The sequence below is a fragment of the Moraxella caviae genome (assembly GCF_002014985.1).
Lineage (GTDB): Bacteria > Pseudomonadota > Gammaproteobacteria > Pseudomonadales > Moraxellaceae > Moraxella > Moraxella caviae.
The window spans coordinates 1-18,091 of sequence record NZ_MUXU01000020.1; the positions used below are offsets into that span (position 1 = coordinate 1).

Here is an 18,091-nt window from a genome sequence, read left to right on the forward strand (position 1 = left end):
GGGGAAGATACAAGGTTGGGTTGAACGAAGTGAAAACCCAACATGATTTTAAAATCTGCTTTAAAAACGTTGGGTTGCGCTTACGCTCACCCAACCTACAAACTGATTTATACACAACTTATTTTTATACACAACTTATTGATTTAAAATATATTTTAGACAAACCAAAAACCATGACCAGCTACACTTCCCAAAAACTAGAAGTCCTAGAAGGGCTAGAGCCAGTACGCCGCCGCCCCGGTATGTACACCGACACGTCTCGCCCAAACCACCTTGCCCAAGAAGTCATTGACAACTCTGTGGACGAAGCCTTGGCAGGACACGCCAAGCACATCAGCGTTACGCTGCACGCAGACGGTTCTTTGTCGGTGGAAGACGATGGGCGTGGTATGCCGACCGACATTCACCCAGAATTTGGGCAGTCTGGCATTGAGCTGATTTTGACAAGGCTGCACGCAGGCGGTAAATTCAGCACGGACAATTATGCGGTGTCTGGCGGCTTGCACGGTGTGGGCATCAGCGTGGTGAATGCGCTTTCCACGCAGGTGGACGTAACCGTGTGGCGAGATGGGCGCGAGTATTTTATGTGCTTTAAAAATGGCGAGCCTGTCGCACCGCTTGCCGAAACTGCCGCGCCAAATAAGAAAAAACGTGGCACCAAAGTGCGCTTTTGGGTGGATGAGCGCTATTTTGACCAGCCGAAATTCGCCATCAAGGCACTCAAGCACACCTTAAAAGCCAAGGCGGTGCTGTCGGCAGGCTTACGCATTGATTTTATTGACGAAATTGGCGAAGGTGAGAAAAACGAAAGCGAGACGTGGCAATTCACCGATGGCGTGGTGCAGTATCTTGCCGAGCAGTTGGGCGATTTGGCGACTTTGCCAGAAGAGCCGTTTTATTTTAGCGTAGAGCCAAAAGCAGGCGAGCGTGGCGGTGCGACTTTTGCGCTGTCTTGGCTGCCAGAAGGCGGTACACCTGTTCAAGAAAGCTATGTGAACCTAATTCCCACCGCTCAAGGCGGCACGCACGTCAATGGTTTGCGCACTGGCGTGCTGGATGCGCTGCGTGAGTTTTGTGATATTCATAATCTTTTGCCGCGCGCGGTGAAGCTGACGGGCGAAGATGTGTGGGATGGCGTGAATTTTATTTTGTCGCTAAAATTCGTTGAGCCGCAGTTTAGCGGACAGACCAAAGAGCGACTTTCCAGCCGAGAAGCCGCGCCACTGGTGCAGCAGCTAGCCAAAGACAGCTTTAGCTTATGGCTAAATCAGCATCCAGAAACCGCGCGCGCCATCGCTGAGCTTGCCATCAGTAAGGCAGGCAGACGCCTAAAATCTGCCCAAAAAGTCGCCCGCAAAAAAATCACCCAAGGCCCTGCACTGCCCGGTAAATTGGCGGATTGCCGCGGTAATTTGCGTGATGGGGCGGAGCTGTTTTTGGTGGAAGGGGATTCGGCTGGCGGTTCTGCCAAGCAGGCGCGCGACCGTCATTTTCAGGCGATTTTACCGCTGCGTGGCAAGATTTTGAACACTTGGGAAGTGGCGAGCGACACCGTGCTTGCCAGCCAAGAAATCCACGACATCGCCATCGCTGTGGGCGTGGACCCTGCGTCTGATGATTTATCTGAGCTGCGCTATGATAAAGTGTGTATTTTGGCGGACGCAGACAGTGATGGTTTGCATATTGCCACGCTGATTTGTGCGCTGTTTGTCAAGCATTTCCCTGCGCTGATTGAAGCGGGGCATTTGTTCGTTGCCATGCCGCCTTTGTACCGTGTGGACATCGGTAAAGACGTGCATTATGCGCTGGATGATGAAGAATTGCAGGCGATTTTACAAAAAGCAGGCAACAAAAAACCGCAAATCACTCGCTTTAAAGGCCTAGGTGAGATGAGTGCTGACCAGCTACGAGAAACCACCATGAATCCTGACACACGCCGCTTGGTGCAGCTGGATTTGGACGACATTCACGCCACACAAGGCATGATGGATATGCTGCTTGCCAAAAAACGTGCTGCCGACCGCAAATCATGGCTAGAAAACAAGGGCGATTTGGCGGATTTGGTGGTGTAATGAGCTATCACACGCTGGCTGCGCCTGTATCGGCAGTTTATGAAATCAAAAAAAGCGAATTTTTGGCGTTCGCCTATCCCATCACCAACAGAGAAATGGCGATGGCGTGCGTGCAGTCGCTCAAGGTGCGCTACCCAGACGCGCGCCATCACTGCTTTGGCTACATCATCGGCGATCCGCACAACACCACATCGGCAGGATTTGATGACGATGGCGAACCAAACGGCACGGCTGGCAGACCGATTTTAAACGTGCTGCAGCACAAGGCAATCGGCAATGTGCTGGTCGTGGTGGTGCGCTATTTTGGCGGCATCAAGCTGGGCGCTGGCGGACTGACGCGCGCTTATGCCACAGCCACGCAAATGGCGGTAGATGAGATGGAATTGACGCCCTTTGTGCCAAAATCCACCGTGCAAGTGGTGAGTGAGTTTGCCCAAGAAGCGCAGCTGCGTTATCTGATTGCGCAGGCGGCTGGCGAGATTTTGGCGAGCGACTATGACAGCCAAGTAAAACTCACCGTGCAATTAGACAGCGAAAAAGTGGCGCAATTCACCGAAAGCCTTGGCATGGTGGGGCGTGTGCTGGACGATGATGAGTGAGTTTTGATGATTTAAAGATGGCTTGATGTAGCCGTTCCGTTCGCCTTGAGCCTGTCGAAGGGTTGAGCTGATGAAGGCTTAAACCTAAAAAACCGTCAGCTTTATCAAGCTCATCACGAAAGGTTTTTTTAACAAATTCAAAATTTTCCCTAAAACGCTGGGTTGCGCTTTTGCTAACCCAGCCTACAGACCCATAGCCAGCCTAAAAAACCAACAAACCCAAGTCGCAAAACTTGGGTTTTTCTTTGCCTAAAATTCACCGCTTTAAAATCTATGATTGGCTGAATGAATGATTTTTGCGAATTTTTCAAAAAATTTGTAATTAAGTCTTGCAAAAAGCCTGCGGGGGGGGGTAGAATAGGGTTAGGTTTTATAGCATGGTATTAGATATTTTAAGGAGTAAAATCATGTTTAAAAGTCATGCGGTATTCAAATCTCAGGTGCTGTTAGATGATAGTAGCTGGGCTAAGGATGCGCTACTGCTGGTGGTGCGTGAGCAAAGCGACACCATTCATGTCTATCGTGCGGTTAGCGATATGCCATCGCGCGTTGAAGATTATTTTTCTGACTTGGGTGCGATTGATAGCTATGGTGACAGAGATACAAATTATGGGTATGGAAGTGGAGTTCATTTGAAAGAATATTCTGTGACCGCAGATAATGAGTATGTGGTTGGCACAGTAGACCCTGAAATCAGCAAGTATCCTTTGGTGTTTCGCTTATTCTCACAAGGCAATAAGACCAAGCAAAGACTGCTGGATGTCATTCATGGCGTGAATGAGGATGCTAATAAGGTCGTAGAGTTGCAAGAAATTGTTGACCCAGAGTGGAATACGCGTACATTGGGCGCAAAAGTCATTGAGTTTGCAGAAGCTTACTGCGAGAGCTGGGTAGCAAAAGACAAAGAGCTATGGAGCTGGTGGCAGTCACTTACGCCTTGTATGCAGTACCATGTCTTGTGTAGTTATGGTGGGAGTCGGGATGTTGAATACGATAAAGAAACTCAGACATTTACTGATTATGCCTACATCCAAGACCCAGACAGTGACAAAATGCGCAAGATACTAAGACGGCTTTGGCTGCGTAAAGAGATTACACTGGAAGACTTGGAAGTAAGCTTTGAAGGCGTGGAAAAGCTGAATGAACTGGGCTTGTTCAAGCTGGTATTTGCTGAAGAAACAGAGATGAATGGAAGCTGGACAAGTCTGTCAGACCATATTGCATGGCTAGAAAAGCTGACTAATATGCAGTATTTGAGCTTTGAATATGTAGGAATTACCGATGATGACGCCTTGACCAATCTAAAACGTCTGGCAGCATTGCCATCGCTTAAAGAAATTGAATTCCGCCGTTGCTATAATTTTGAATATACAGCCACAGCACCAGAGCTGCGCAAGCTTTTGCCAAATTGTGAGATTTCTGGCGGCTAATTTGAATAAAAAAGGAAAAACCATGTTTAAAAAATACGCTGTAAATTTTCTTGATGCACAAGAATATTTGGTTGCCCAAGACGAAAACGGCTCAATCCGTGTGTATCGTGTGGCGTCAGAGCAGGAAGATGCGCTGAGCGATTTATACGATACGACCACCAGTTTTTCAGAATACACCGTGTCTGCTGATGGGCAGACGGTGACGGCGAAATTTGCCGACTGTGATCAGACTTTCACTTATCATTTGGATGCCCAAGACGGCAAAACCAAAGAAAAACTGCGTGAAGTGGCTGAATTGGCAGGGCATCAGTTCGTTGCAGACCCTAGATGGACAACACGTCAGTTTGGCGCAAAACTCATCGATTTTATGGCAAATTTTGATGACTTTATGAGCAAGCAAGACGATGAGCGCTGGGAATGGTGGCAAAAGCTAGAACAGTGTATGCAGTACAATCTTTTGTGGCACGCTGGCGAAGAACACAATGTGGAATGGGATGAATTTGATCAGTGCTTTATCGGTGATGATGACGAAGATTTCATCAACAATAAAGACGAAATCATGCTTATGCTAGATGACGTGATTTTTGATTCATTGCAAGAGTTCCGCTTCCAGCGTGATGTGGACTGGTGGGGCGTAGGCAAACTTGCTGTCTTGCCAAATTTGCGTGTCATTCATCTTGAAGATCAAGGTTTGAATGGCTATATCAATGGACTGGAACAGCTGACCCAAGTAGAAAAAATGAACTTTGCTTATAACGACATCTATGATGAATATTTGGCGGAATTTGAGAAGTTGTCAGCTTTGCCAAATCTAAAAGAGCTGGATTTGAGCAACGGTTCATTTGACACAGACGGTGAAGCATTGGCAAAACTAAGAGCAGCTTTGCCAAACTGTAATATCATTGTTTGATAAGGCATAAACCCACCAATTTGCCACGGTGTGACAGGCGCGCACCGTGGCAATGTTCATCACCCAAACCAAATCCGAGCAAAACCATGACCCAAATCACCCGTGCAGATGTCATCGGCAAAAGCCAAAACCGCACCGCCCTTGGCATGATTGCCGCCTATTTGGCGAAATACCCAAACACCACGCTAAGCGAGCTGCGCAAAAAATTCCCCAAATCTGCCGTTTGCCCTGACGCTGGTACAAACCTAGAAGAGCTTTTCTTTACTGCCAAAGACATTGAAAACAAAAAACAAGCTGGCGACAACTGGTTCATCAAAGATGGTGCGTGCTTCACCAAAGACGATGAATGGCTGACCCTAGCCAATGGCGAGAAAATCGCCTTTTGTAAAATGTGGACGGCTTCTAGTCTGGCTTTGTTACAAGACGCCATGAAGCCTTATAACATCTACGGACAAGTTGGCACACCACAAGGCGGCACGGCAGGATACGCCATCACTTATCAGTACGCCCCAAAAGCCGAGCCATCACAGCCAGCCACCAAGTCAGGAATGCCTGCGTGGATTTGGATTGTCTTGGCGGTCGTGGTTGTGGCAGGATTTTTCGTATTTAAATAACATCAATCGGAGTAAGTATGACACTTATCGCCCAGCTAAAACAAGACGTTGACGCATTTTTTCAAAGCCGTGCCGAGTTGGGACTGTTTTGGAATGAAAGAGATTTACAAACCCAGCTGTGTATCTTTTTGAACCGCAGCAAGCATTATGACCACATTTTGACCGAATATCATGTTCCAAGAGCCGCCATCGTTGATGATTTGAAGCTAGAAGAAGATGAATATCTGTGGAATGACGTGCTGCAGCTGGACATCGTGGTACAAAAAGGCGACGACTATGCCGTCATTGAGCTAAAACACAAAACGCAGTCAGTGCAGGCAGGCGTGAAAGTGAACTGCTTTGGCGAGACCATCAACCACGCCATCAGCTTGGCAGGTCATGGCGCATACAATGACAACACTTATAAATTTTGGTGCGATGTCAAGCGCATTGAGCTGGTGAAGCGCAGATTTGATAAGGTCGTAGGCGGTCTTGCGATTTTTGTAACCAATGATAAAGCGTACAAAAACGGTCGCACAGGTGCGTCTGCTGGTTATAATATGGAGCATGGCAAAGCCCACCCACGCTGCCGCCCAACCAATGACTCATATAAAGGCATTACCACCGATGCCGACTACCAAACCAACTGGCAAGACATCGCCATCACCACCAATCCAGCCAGCCCAGATGCGCTGTATTATTGTGTGGTAGAAGTGGCGTGATTTGAGTTGGGACGACGTGTAGGTTGAGCGGAGCGAAAACCAAATAAATTCAAGGATTTATCGCAAGATACTCGGTTTGATGTAGTCGTTCCGTTCGCCCTGAACCTGTCGAAGGGTCGAACTGGCGAAGGCTTAAGCCAAAAACCGTCAGGTTTAACAAGCTCACCACGAAAGGTTTTTTGAACGGCTTGTAGATTGGGTTAAACGAAAGTGAAAACCCAACATGATTTTAAAAATCCGTTCTAAAACGCTGGGTTATGCTATAGCCAACCCAACTTACAAGCCAGCCCAATCAACAACCACTTCGCAAACATCAAGTATTTTAAAACCCAAGCCACTCCGCTTGGGTTTGTTGTTTTTAGGCGACCGATTTTAAGCGGCTGATTTTAAGTAATGGTTTTAAGCATTTGGCGTGTCGTTTTTGATGATAAGCGCCATCAATTCAGCGTCCCACGTTGTCCACTGTGCGCTTTGGTTGGTGTCAGCTGTGTTGTCGGCTGTGTTTAAAATCAGCTCAAGCCTGCTGTCTTGGTGTGCCGATGTGGGTGAGATACTCACGCTGTGGGGCGTGATGTTCAGCGTTTGCCAGCCTGTGTCGGTGTGGATAATGCCCTTAATCCGCACAAAATCCGCCAAGCCAAGCAGCCAATGCTGCAGCGCATAGCCATCAAGTGCCCATTCGGCAGGCAGTCGCCAGCCACCGACCGCAAATCCGCTCATCGTGTCGTGATAGCGGTACGGCAGGGTGGGTTCGGCTGAGGCGGTTTGGTTTGCGTTTAGATTTGCGGCATTGTTCGGTTTGCCAAAGGCGGGATTCGCCAAAGGTGGTGCGTTTAGCGGTATGATTTTTAGGGCGGTGGGCGCACAAAAAGGCGTATCAAGCAAGGCTTGCACGGCAGTGATGGCGTTTGGCGAGTTTATCAAATCATCATCTGCCAAGCACACAACGCTCGCGGCAGGATTGATGGCGGCAATCCACTCGTGCAGCTTTTGCATCTCATCGGCAGGCAGATTTTGCGCTTGGCTGATGATGATAGCATTGGCGAATTTGACGTGCGCCTGATAGCCGTCATGCGTGCGGTATTTTTCATCTTGCCACTGCTTAGCCGACACCACGCACAGCACCGACATCAGCGCAAGGCTGGTTTGCCAATGTGTATGCGACAGCTGATTGATGAGTTCTTCTGGATGGGAAAGTCCTGTCGGCTCAATGAGCAGCCGATTTGGGCGGTGGTCGCCAAGCAGTCTGACCAGCGCGATTTGTAGCGGCAGCTGGCTGGTGCAGCAAATACAGCCGCCACTGACTTCTTTGATTGCCACATCGTCCGCCTGCCCAATCAAGCCGCCATCAATGCCGATTTTGCCAAATTCATTCACCAAAATCGCCCAGCGTTCGTGCGTGGGTTTGTGGGCAAGCAGGGCGTTGATTAGGGTGGTTTTGCCTGCGCCAAGAAAGCCTGTGATGAGTGTGGTTGGGGTTTTGCTGATGATACTCATTTGGTATGTTTTGGATATGTTTTGGGCGTTATTTGAGTGGTAATTTTGCTTTTTTGGCGGTGCTTAGGCACGTTTCGTAGCGGTTATTAACTCGTGTGGCGAACCAATTCGTGTCATAATCACGCGATAATTTCGGCCCTGAAATCACCACTTTTGGCATGATGGCGTAGCTGGCTTCTCGTCCTGTTTTTTGCTTAAACATCTCGCTGACCGTGCGATAGGTGATGGTTTCTTCAAAGCGTGCGGTTTTTTCTTTGCGCAAATCGCTGCGAATCTGCTTGGAGTCCACAGGCGTGGGCGCAGTGGCAAGCAGGCGAATCAGTGCGGTTTCGGTTTCGCTTTTTTTGCCAAGCGCACGTCCGTCTTTGTACAGCAGTAAGTCGCCATCGATGCTGATTTTTGTGCCGCCAAGCGTGATAATGCGCTGCTGAAAGGCGGCATTGCGACTAGAATACACGCCAGAATTGTAATCGGCAAAGCGGTACAAGGGATTGTCGTACTTGGCTTCGTACTTCATCAGGCGGTGAATGCCGTAATACAAGCCGCCATATTGCGAGTACAAATCTTCACGCAAGGCGCGGTCGCTCATATTTTGGCGGCGATGGCTGCGCGCGTAGTCAATGTGTACTTGCATAGAGCCAAGCGTGGTGATGGGATTGATGCGCTCATCAATGCCTTCGCCTGTCAATTTGGCGATTTGTGCCAAGCCCGCCACCTTATAAGTGCTTGTAAAATAATCAAAAATTTCTTGAAATAGCAAATCAAGCTCACGCTCAGTTTTCACCTTTTGGATTTGCTTGATAAAGCTGTTGTCCGTACTTGGGCGAGTTTCTAGCATGGTACGAAAGATTTTGGCAAGATTATCGCCAAATTTTTCCGCCAATTTTTCGTCAATCGCCGCCAAAGACGCCCTGCCAAGTCCCGCCACTTGTGGGTCGGCAGCGAAATTGGATTCTTGGTCAATCACAGCGATGGCGGTGCAGATGTTTTGCACATCTTTGTGTAATTTTAGTTCGTCAAAGACTTTGGCGATGTCGTCCGCCCAGCTTTGGCGCTGTTTGACACGGCTGGGAATGAGTTTGGCGATTTGGGCGTTGTCAAGTGTGGGCGTGGTGTCTGCCTTTGTGTCGCCACACGCGCTAAGCAACCCTGCGCTGGTAAAAAGTGCGCCGCAGATGAGCGATTTTTTTGCAGTGAAGCGCATTTTTGGCGTGGTTTGTGCGGCTTTTTGGTTGGATTTTAAGCCAAAAAAGAAAAGTTCAAGCATGGCGATGCACCAAAATCAAACGAAAATCTGGCAGTTGGCTTGTCAAGCGCTCAATTTCTGCCGCTCAGCAAATCAATTTTGACCGCAAATCACAGCCAAAGACACAGTATCATAGCAAATCAATCTTGCGCAAGTAATGCTTAAATATTACTTGAGTGGTTTTTGTGCAATTTTTTAAAGTGGGCTGGGTGTGAAATTGTGGTTGGTGGTGAAATTGTGGGTTAGCGGTAGTGCAGCCCAACGTTTTTAAAAATAGCTCATTAAATCTGTTTAAAAAACCGTTCGTGGTGAGCTTGTTAAGCCTGACGGTTTTTTGAGTTAAACTTTCACCAAATCCAAACTCTTACCACGTCCACCCTTCGGCAAGCTCAGGGCGAACGAAAGAGCCACGCCAAACTCAGCGTTTGTAATGGCTGTCTTTGGATTTGTTGGGTTTTCGTTTCACTCAACCCAACTTATATATCGTCATTTAACCCAACTTGCAAACCATTGCCAAATTTAACTTCCAAACCGCCAAACCCAAATCAAGTAGACGACGTGCTGACATTTGGGTCGTTGTGCAGGCGCATCAGCCCTTCTTGTTGGACGGTGGCGACAAGTTTGCCGTCTTGCCAAAATTGCCCATGATTTAGCCCCTTGGCGTGGCTTGTGGTGTCGCTCCACATATCATAAAGCAGCCATTCGCTCACATCAAAAGGGCGGTGAAAGTGCATGGAATGATCGATGCTCGCCGCCTGCAGGCCCTTCGTCATAAAGCTGATGCCATGGCTCATAAGACCTGTGCCAACCAAATAAAAATCAGACGCAAACGCAAGTAGCGCTTGGTGTACCGCCATAGGTTGCTTGCCAAGCTCGCTGATGCGCAGCCAGTTGGCTTGGCGTGGGCGTGTGGGCGCAGGATTGATGGGGTCTCGTGGGGCGACAGGCTTAATCTCAACGTGGCGTTTGCGCATGAATCGCGCCTTTAAGTTCTCTGGAATTTGCGCCACATAACGGTCTTTGAGTTCTTGTTCGGTGAGCAGCGTGTCTGGCGCAGGGTAGCTTGGCATGGTTTCTTGATAATCCAAGCCGCCTTCCATCGGTGAAAAAGACGCAATCATAGAAAAAATCACCTGCTCGGTGGTGGTCGGATTGCCTGATTCGTCTGTCGTGGCGATGTGCTGCACAGCAATCACTTCACGCGCCGACAAGCTGCGCCCATCACGCAGGCGGCGCACTTGATAAGTAACAGGCAAGCGAATGTCGCCACCACGCAAAAAATAGCCGTGCAGCGAATGACAAGGCTTGTCAATCTCAAGCGTGAGTGCGCCCGCCATGACGGCTTGGGCAAGCACCTGACCGCCAAAAATGCGCGGCCCAACATAATCAAAACTTGGCGCAACAAAGGTGTCTTTGGCGGTGGGTGTCAGCGTAATGGTTTGTAGCAGCTGGGCGACAATGTCTTGTTGGCTGGTGTCTGGCATAAAAATTTTTCCGTACTTTTTAACTTTATGAGTTTGGTAAATTGTGCTCGGTGAATTGTTTTTTTGCTAAGTCGTGTTTGGTAAATTGTGCGTTGATAATTTGTGTTTGGCAAGTTTTGCGCTGGTAAAATTGGTAAAATAAATTTTGTGTAAATTTGCGCTTTATGATTGGGCAAGTTTGATAAATTGAGCGTAAATTTGTTGTCAAGTTGTCTTAAATCGCCTTAAATTGCCCCAATTTACCGCAAATCGTATCAAAACACGATGAAATTTGGTGAGTATAGCATTTTTTTCGCCAATGTTAAGCTAAAAATGGTAGAATGAACAGTCGTATATTTTATGATGGATAGCTATGCTAAAACGTTCCGCTCCAAAACGCATTACCCAAAAACTTGCTCAGTGGTTTGGTAAATCGTCTGATGTGCTGTCTGACAAATCCAGCTCATCGGCTAATTCTGCCGACAATTTACACTCAGATGCCAGCGCAAACCAAACCGCCCACGCCAAAAAAAGCGAACCCAGCTCGTATCGCCGTGCTTCGGCAAAGGGCTTATCGCTTGCGGTGAAGCCGACCGTGCTTGGCGAAGTGCCTGTGCTTGACCCCAGCAAGCCGACTTTTTATGTCATTCGTGAGTATTCGCGCTCAAACAGCTTACTTGTCGGCATGATGACGGACGAGCTGAATTTGCCGAGCGCTTTGGCGAGTGTGGCGCACGCAGGCGTGTCTGAGACATCGGCGATGGTGTTTTTAAAAGACCGCCGCAATAAAAAGGGTGCGACAAGTGCCACGCCACGCCTAGAGCGACTGGTGCAGGCGTGCTTGGCAGACAGCTCGCTTGACGTGAATTTGATTCCTGTAACGATTTTGTGGGGACGCGCGCCTGATAAGGAAGAGTCGCTGTTTCGCTTGCTGGTGGCGGACGAGTGGAGTTCGCCAAGCATTCCAAAGCAGCTGTTTAATATTGGCGTTTTGGGGCGTGATACGTTTGTGCGTTTTAGCGAAGTGAAGTCTTTGCAAAAGCTCATCAGCGATGCCAAAGCAGGCGTGGGCGATGATTTGACGCATACCATCGCCATGCGCCTAAAAGGCTATTTGGACAAGCAGCGCACGAGCATTGTCGGCCCTGATTTATCCGACCGCCGTAATATCGCAGGGCAGATTTTATCGTCTGCGGTGGTGCAATCCGCCATAGAAAAAGAAGCGCAGGCCACAGGCAAGCCGATTGTCGAGATTAAAAAACAAGCGGCAGGCTATCTTGGCGAGATTACAAGCGATTATTCGCATTCGGTGATTCGCTTTTTTGATCATTTCTTGACGTGGCTGTGGACACGCCTGTATGACGGTGTGGAAGTGCGCCATTTTGAGCGTGTGCGTGCGCTTGCGCCCGACCATCAAATCGTGTATGTGCCTTGTCATCGCAGCCACATTGATTATCTTTTGCTGTCGTACGTCATTTATAAGCGTGGGCTGCGCATTCCGCACATTGCCGCTGGCGAAAATCTAAACATTCCTGTGCTGGGCGAACTTTTGCGTAATGGCGGTGCGTTTTTTATGCGCAGAAGTTTTAAGGGCAACGAGCTGTACAGCACGGTATTTAAAGAATACGTCCACACGCTCATGCAGCGCGCGGTGCCGATGGAGTATTTCATTGAAGGCGGGCGTTCACGCTCTGGCAGACTTTTGCCACCAAAAATGGGTATGCTTGCCATGACGGTGAACAGCCATCTGCGTGAGCCTGCCAAGCCTGTGGTGTTTATCCCTACTTACATCAGCTACGAGCGCATCATGGAAGGCGCAACCTATGTGGGCGAACTCAAAGGCAAGCCCAAAGAAAGCGAAAACTGGCTGGGACTTTTAAAAACTGCCAAGAAAATTGAGCGTATTTTTGGTACGGTGCATTTATCCTTTGGCGAGCCTTTGTATTTGGCGGATTTTATGGAAAAATTCTCTGTCAAAACCGACAGCGAAACGCCAGCTGATGATACGAGTGCCACCGCCAATCGCCACGCCATGATTGCCAATCTGGGCGTAAAGGTGATGCAAAACATCAACAAAGCTGCGGTGGTAAACCCTGTGTCGCTTTTGGCATTGGTGCTGTTATCCACGCCAAAATCAGCACTGGACGAAGCGCAATGCCTTGAGCAGATTGCTTTGTATCAGCGCATTGCTCAATCTTTGCCGTACGATGCCGACACGCACGTTACTGACATGACGCCAAGCGAGATTTTGGCGTATGGTGCAGGGCTTAAACTCATCACACGCACGCCGCACCTTTTGGGCGACATGATTCGTGTGGCGGACAAGCAAGCGCCGCTTTTGAGTTATTTTAGAAATAACATCTTGCACGTTTTTATTTTGGCAAGTTTTATGGCGGCATTGGTGCAGCGCAACGGACGCATTCGCCGTGAGCAGCTTGACAGCATTACCAATCTGATGTATCCGTTTTTACAAACTGAATTGTTCTTAAAAACTGCGCTGCGTAACGTGCCTGCCTTGACCGACCGCATTTTACAAGTGCTGACCGATGAAGGCGTGATTGTGGATTTGGGGCATGGCGTGCTGGGTGCGCCTGAGGGCAATTCGGAGAGTTATCAGCAGCTCGTTGTACTGGCAAGTCCCGCCCAGCAAAGCCTTGAGCGGTATTTTATGGCGCTGGCACTGCTGTCTGAGCAAGGCAGCGACAAGCTGACAGCCGAGCAAGCGGTGAATCTGTGCTATGTACTGGGGCAGCGTGTGTCGGTGCTGTATGCCGATGATTTGCCTGATATGTTTGACAAGGCGCTGTTCACAAGTTTTATTGACACGCTAAAACGCCTAGATTATGTGGTGGAAAATGCCGAGACGAAAACGCTTGGCTTTGACGCGCGCATCAATAAAATCGCCGAACATGCCAAATTCGTGCTAAATCCTGACATGATGCAGCTTTTGCGCCACACCGCAAGTCTTGACAATGCTGAGATAGACACCGCCATGCGTGAGATGAGCAAAAAACGTAAGTTTAGATTGTGATTGGCGCAGAGATTGGTAAATTGACAGTGTCAGTTAAGATTGTCAGTTAAGATTGACAATCAAAATTGATAATCGGCATTGAAAAAATCGGGTAGTTAGGACTGCCCGATTTTTTATTGTGTTTTTTCCTGCGTTTTTTTTGCGATTTATTTTTTGCGCCAGCTGGCTTTGGTTTGTTTGCGGTATTTATCGGCTGCTTTGACGATGGCGCTGATGAGTTTTTGGCGTTCGTCTGCATTGCGTGCCAATTCTTCATCGTCAATATCCACAATCACGCCCACTTCCAGCAAAACCGCAGGCACGGTGGTGGTGCGCAGCACACGCAATAAATCGTGGCGGTAGATGGCATAATCGGCATTGACAAGCGGCAAAGGTCGCTCATAGCTTGGGTTGGCGTGGTCTAGGTTGAACTTACGCCCAACAGCTTGCAGCTCTTCGCCCACCAGCGTGGCAAAGCGCAATGAGTCGTCATAATGCGGATTATCAATGGAAATGTGCAAAGACGAGCCAGCGATGGGGTGCTTGGTGCGATACGCAGGCTGATAGGCGGTCTTGATTTCGGCTAGGTTTTCAAGCTGCGTGGAGTCGTGATGAATGGATAAAAACACCAAAGGCGCGGTTTCATTGGCGATGGCAGCGCGCTCATCTAGGCTGCGGTCTTCTTCTGGCTTGCGGGTCATCACCACTTGCCAGCCAGCTTGTGCAAAGGCACGCTCCAGCTCGCCTGTGAAAATGTCGTTATAATCCACTTCATTGATGCCGCGCACGCTGATGGCGCCGCTTGAGCGCACAGGATTATGCCCAGAATCCAGCACAATCAGCGGACGTGTGGCACAAGCGCTCAAAAACAGCGCTGCGCCCAGCACCGCCATGCGTAAGGCATTGATAAATTTAAAATTTTTCATTTGATTCATCGCTTTTATGGGTGATTTATCGTATGGCGGCAGGGTGTTGCGGCGTACGAATTGGTGCTCATTTTATAAAATCTGGGCAGTGATGGCAATTATTTGGGCGTTCTTATGAAATGTGGGTGTTGGTTTGTTTATTTAATTGGCAAATGCGCTGGGTTGAGTGAAACAAAAACCCAATATGGATTTAAAGTCAGCCTTGAAAACGTTGGGGGTTATGTTTCGCTAACCCGACTTACAAGTGAAAACCCAACAAATTCAAAATTTACCCTAAAAACACTGGGCTGTGCCTTACCAATTCAACTTACGAGCTGTATCTCAGTCAATTTATAATTTGGATTAAAGAGTGGTGTGTAAGTTGGGTAAACGAAATGAAAACCCAACAAATTCAACAACTCGCTTTAAAAACTAGATTGCCCAACCCACGCACCAACCACCCTATCAAGGCGCAAGGCGTTCAATCACCCAAGCGTCCGCTTCTTTGCGGTAGCGCAGGCGGTCGTGCAGGCGGCTGGGTCTGCCTTGCCAAAATTCCACACGCTCTGGACGCACCAAATAGCCGCCCCAATGCGGTGGGCGTGGCACGCTGATGGGGTGCATGATGCCGTATTTGGCGGCGCGCGCCACGATGACAGCTTTATCGCTGATGACTTGGCTTTGCTCGCTTGCCCATGCGCCCACACGGCTGGCATAAGGGCGTGAGTGAAAATACTCATCGCTGGCGGCAGGGTCAAGCCGCTCCACCACGCCTTCCACACGCACTTGGCGTTCTAACTCTGGCCAAAAAAACGTCAGCGCCGCCACAGGATTTGCGCTGAGCGCCTTGCCTTTGTCGCTGTGATAATTGCTAAAAAACACAAAACCATCGGCATTAACTTCCTTGAGCAGCACCATGCGCGCGCTGGGGCGACCGTCTGCGCTCACGGTGGCGACGTTCATGGCGGTAGGTTCGTTCACTTCGGCACGAATGGCGGCATTGAGCCAATCTTCAAACTGCGCGATGGGCGTGGCTTGGCAGCTGCTTTCTAGCAATTCTTGCTTGCTGTAATCTTCTCGGATGTCGTGTAGGTTCATAAGATTTCCTAGGGTTTAGCGTGTCAGTTTGGCAAATGATTGGAATGAAATTTTAAGGCCATCAACGAAATTTCACCACGCCCACGCCATCATGCCCGTCTTGCTGCTGCATTTTTTGGGCTTGTTCTGGTGTGGGGCGGCGCTCGGTGTGTCCGCAGGCGGTACATTCAATGTACTCGTCAGGTTCAGGTTCGCTGATTTCCACCTGCACGATGGTGTCCATCGCGCGGCAGTTTGGGCAGGCGACACTTGCCAAAAAGCGTCTTTTTGGGCGGTTTGATTGATAACGCATAATCGCCCCTTAGTGCGCTGCAAAGCCGCTGTGGCGCAGCAGAGCGTCAATTTGCGCTTCTCGTCCTGCAAAGGCGATGAAGTTTTCTTTGGCAGGGCGTGCGCCACCTTTGGCAAGGATTTCATCATAAAATTTTTGCCCAAGTTCGGCATTTAGCACGCTGTCCGCGCCGTCATTGACCGCCGCTTCAAACACGCCAAACGCATCTGCAGAAAGCAGCTCTGCCCATTTATAAGAATAATAACCAGCCGCATAGCCGCCTGCGAAAATGTGGCTAAAGCTGTTGGCAAAGCGGTTGGTGGCGGGCGGCATCACCACAGCAACTTCTTGGCGTGTGGCGTGCAGCACGTCCATGATGGCGTGAAAATCACGCAAATTACCGCTGTGAATGCGCAAATCAAACAGCGCAAATTCTATCTGGCGCAAGGTTTGCAAGCCTGACTGAAAATGCTTGGCGGCAAGCATGGCGGCAAGTTTATCCGCAGGCAGTGGCTCGCCTGTGTCAATGTGGCGGCTGATGAGCGCAATGCCGTCTTCGTCCCACGCAAAATTTTCCATAAATTGGCTTGGCAGCTCCACCGCGTCCCACTCCACGCCATCAATGCCAGCCACGTCATTCACGCCAACTTTGGTGAGCAGATGGTGCAAGCCATGCCCAAATTCATGGAACAAGGTCAGCACTTCATCGTGGGTAAGCAGGCTGTCGGTGTCGCCCACTTTTGGGGTGAAATTGCCCACAATAAAGCCGACTGGCAGCACATCGCAAGCCTTATTGCAGTGGCGGTTTTGAAAGCCTGAAAGCCACGCACCGCCACGCTTGCCATTTCTGGCGTACACATCAATGTACACGCCGCCAAGCAGACCGCTGTCGTCATGCACTTCAAAAAACTGCACGTCTTTATGCCAAGTTGGCACGGTTTTTTCGTGGAAAGTTACGCCAAACAGTTTGCCGATGATGGCAAATAAGCCATCTAGCACCACAGGCAATGGGAAATAGGCACGCAAGGCTTCGCTGTCCAGCTGGTATTTTTGCGCGCGCAATTTTTCGCTGATATAAGGAACGTCCCACGGCTGCACGTCATCAATGCCCAGCGTTTTGGCGAACGCTGCCACGTCTTGTAAGTCTTTTTCGGCGTGGGGGCGTGCTTTGGCGGCTAGGTCTAATAAAAAATGCTCGATTTGGGCGTGTGAGTCCGCCATTTTGGTGGCAAGCGATACGTCTGTGTAGGTGTCAAAGCCAAGCAAGGCGGCTTTTTGGCTGCGCAGTGCTAGAATTTCGCCCATGATTGCGCCATTGTCAAAGTTGGTGCGCTTGCCGTCTTTTTCACCAAAAAAGTCCGCCACGTCAGACGCGCGTGCGCCATAAGCGTGGTACAGCGTCTGTCTGAGCGTGCGATCGTCTGCGTATTGCATGACTGCCAGATAGCTTGGTATGTCAAGCGTTGCCACATAATCGCTGGCTAGCACGGTGTTTGGGTGGGTTTGTTTATAGCGCTCGCCAGCCGCTGCCAGCAGAGCAAGTCCGCTTTTGGTCAGTCCAGCCGTTTGCGCTTGGGTGAGTGGCAGCGCAAAGGCGGCGGTAGAATCCAGCACGTTATCGGCAAATTGCGCAGACAGCAGCGATAAGCGGCTTTGAATGTCGGCAAACGTCTGCTGAGCGTCTTTGGGTAAATTCACCCCAGACAGCGCAAAGTTTTGTAAGGCAAGCTGGGTGCTGCGTCTGCGGGCGATGGTGTCTAAATCGTCCGAATCGCTTGGCGCAGGCAGGCTGGCGTCCAGTGCTTGATACAGCTGATACAGGGTGAATGATTGCCCCACACGCACGCCAAAAGCAGAAATTTGCGGTAAAACTTCATGGTGGGCGTGGCGGATTTCATCGCTGCTGACCACGCTATTTAGGTGCGACAGCACACCAAAAGGGCGGTAAATCGCCAAGGCAAGCTCGTCAAACGCTTCAATCAGCGTCAAAGGATTGTCTTGGTTTGTGGTATTGTCCGTGTCTTCTAGCGCATCCAAAAACTGATGGGCGGCAGTGAGCGCGTCTTTGATGGCGCTCGTGAGTGTATCAGGCGTGGCGTGCGTAAAATCCACCAGCTGTAAGCGTGGGTCAATGTCGGTGCTGTGATAAGTGAGAGTCATGGCTGTCCTGTTTTTATGGTTTGTGGTTTTGGTTTAAAAATGGGTTGAAAAATTTGGCTAAAAATTTGACGAAAACTGGCGAAAACTGGCAAAAGATTGGCTAAAAATTTGGCGC

14 protein-coding genes are annotated in these 18,091 nt (G+C 49.5%); 7 read left to right on the top strand and 7 right to left on the bottom strand.

Features of this window, described 5'->3' with window-relative positions; all coding sequences use genetic code 11:
* Window positions 1-173 precede the first annotated feature (173 nt).
* The 6 genes from parE (at window position 174) to B0181_RS02665 (ending at window position 6,326) form a co-directional block, all read left to right on the top strand.
* Window positions 174-2,072 carry a DNA topoisomerase IV subunit B gene (gene parE, locus B0181_RS02640; protein ID WP_078275966.1) on the top strand — a complete coding sequence of 633 codons (1,899 nt, stop codon included), beginning with the start codon at window positions 174-176 and terminating at the stop codon, window positions 2,070-2,072.
* Window positions 2,072-2,671, top strand: coding sequence for a YigZ family protein (locus B0181_RS02645; RefSeq protein WP_078275941.1), 600 nt, complete (start codon window positions 2,072-2,074; stop codon window positions 2,669-2,671). Before parE ends, B0181_RS02645 begins: the two co-directional genes overlap by 1 nt.
* A 407-nt stretch (window positions 2,672-3,078) precedes the next feature.
* Window positions 3,079-4,101, top strand: coding sequence for a hypothetical protein (locus B0181_RS02650; RefSeq protein WP_078275942.1), 1,023 nt, complete (start codon window positions 3,079-3,081; stop codon window positions 4,099-4,101).
* Between the two features lie 22 nt (window positions 4,102-4,123).
* The gene (locus tag B0181_RS02655; RefSeq protein WP_078275943.1) at window positions 4,124-5,011 is read left to right on the top strand and encodes a leucine-rich repeat domain-containing protein; all 888 of its coding nucleotides are present in this window, start codon (window positions 4,124-4,126) and stop codon (window positions 5,009-5,011) included.
* 86 nt (window positions 5,012-5,097) lie between these two features.
* On the top strand, window positions 5,098-5,625 hold the full coding sequence (locus B0181_RS02660) for a hypothetical protein (protein WP_078275944.1): 528 nt from the start codon (window positions 5,098-5,100) through the stop codon (window positions 5,623-5,625).
* A gap of 17 nt (window positions 5,626-5,642) precedes the next feature.
* The gene (locus B0181_RS02665) at window positions 5,643-6,326 is read left to right on the top strand and encodes a hypothetical protein (RefSeq protein ID WP_078275945.1); all 684 of its coding nucleotides are present in this window, start codon (window positions 5,643-5,645) and stop codon (window positions 6,324-6,326) included.
* A 399-nt stretch (window positions 6,327-6,725) separates the two neighbouring features.
* Here the strand turns inward: B0181_RS02665 and B0181_RS02670 are convergent, their stop codons facing one another.
* The 3 genes from B0181_RS02670 to B0181_RS02680 form a co-directional block, all read right to left on the bottom strand.
* Window positions 6,726-7,823, bottom strand: coding sequence for a CobW family GTP-binding protein (locus B0181_RS02670; RefSeq protein WP_078275946.1), 1,098 nt, complete (start codon window positions 7,821-7,823; stop codon window positions 6,726-6,728).
* Window positions 7,824-7,851: 28 nt separating this feature from the next.
* Complete coding sequence (locus B0181_RS02675; RefSeq protein ID WP_078275967.1) at window positions 7,852-9,027, bottom strand: DUF1615 family protein; 1,176 nt, start codon at window positions 9,025-9,027, stop codon at window positions 7,852-7,854.
* Between the two features lie 587 nt (window positions 9,028-9,614).
* Window positions 9,615-10,553 (bottom strand): acyl-CoA thioesterase, encoded by a 939-nt coding sequence (locus B0181_RS02680; RefSeq protein ID WP_078275947.1) that lies wholly within the window; start codon window positions 10,551-10,553, stop codon window positions 9,615-9,617.
* A 352-nt stretch (window positions 10,554-10,905) separates the two neighbouring features.
* Between B0181_RS02680 and plsB the strand changes: the two genes are divergently transcribed.
* Entirely contained in the window at window positions 10,906-13,563 is a 2,658-nt protein-coding gene (plsB, locus tag B0181_RS02690; RefSeq protein ID WP_078275949.1) for a glycerol-3-phosphate 1-O-acyltransferase PlsB, read from the top strand.
* Between the two features lie 146 nt (window positions 13,564-13,709).
* Here plsB and B0181_RS02695 read toward each other — a convergent pair whose 3' ends face one another.
* The 4 genes from B0181_RS02695 to B0181_RS02710 form a co-directional block, all read right to left on the bottom strand.
* On the bottom strand, window positions 13,710-14,468 hold the full coding sequence (locus tag B0181_RS02695; RefSeq protein ID WP_158078923.1) for an N-acetylmuramoyl-L-alanine amidase: 759 nt from the start codon (window positions 14,466-14,468) through the stop codon (window positions 13,710-13,712).
* Between the two features lie 444 nt (window positions 14,469-14,912).
* On the bottom strand, window positions 14,913-15,545 hold the full coding sequence (gene pdxH / locus B0181_RS02700) for a pyridoxamine 5'-phosphate oxidase (protein WP_078275951.1): 633 nt from the start codon (window positions 15,543-15,545) through the stop codon (window positions 14,913-14,915).
* A gap of 61 nt (window positions 15,546-15,606) precedes the next feature.
* Window positions 15,607-15,837 (bottom strand): YheV family putative metal-binding protein, encoded by a 231-nt coding sequence (locus tag B0181_RS02705; RefSeq protein ID WP_078275952.1) that lies wholly within the window; start codon window positions 15,835-15,837, stop codon window positions 15,607-15,609.
* Window positions 15,838-15,846: 9 nt separating this feature from the next.
* On the bottom strand, window positions 15,847-17,976 hold the full coding sequence (locus B0181_RS02710; RefSeq protein ID WP_078275953.1) for a M3 family metallopeptidase: 2,130 nt from the start codon (window positions 17,974-17,976) through the stop codon (window positions 15,847-15,849).
* Window positions 17,977-18,091: the final 115 nt, after the last annotated feature.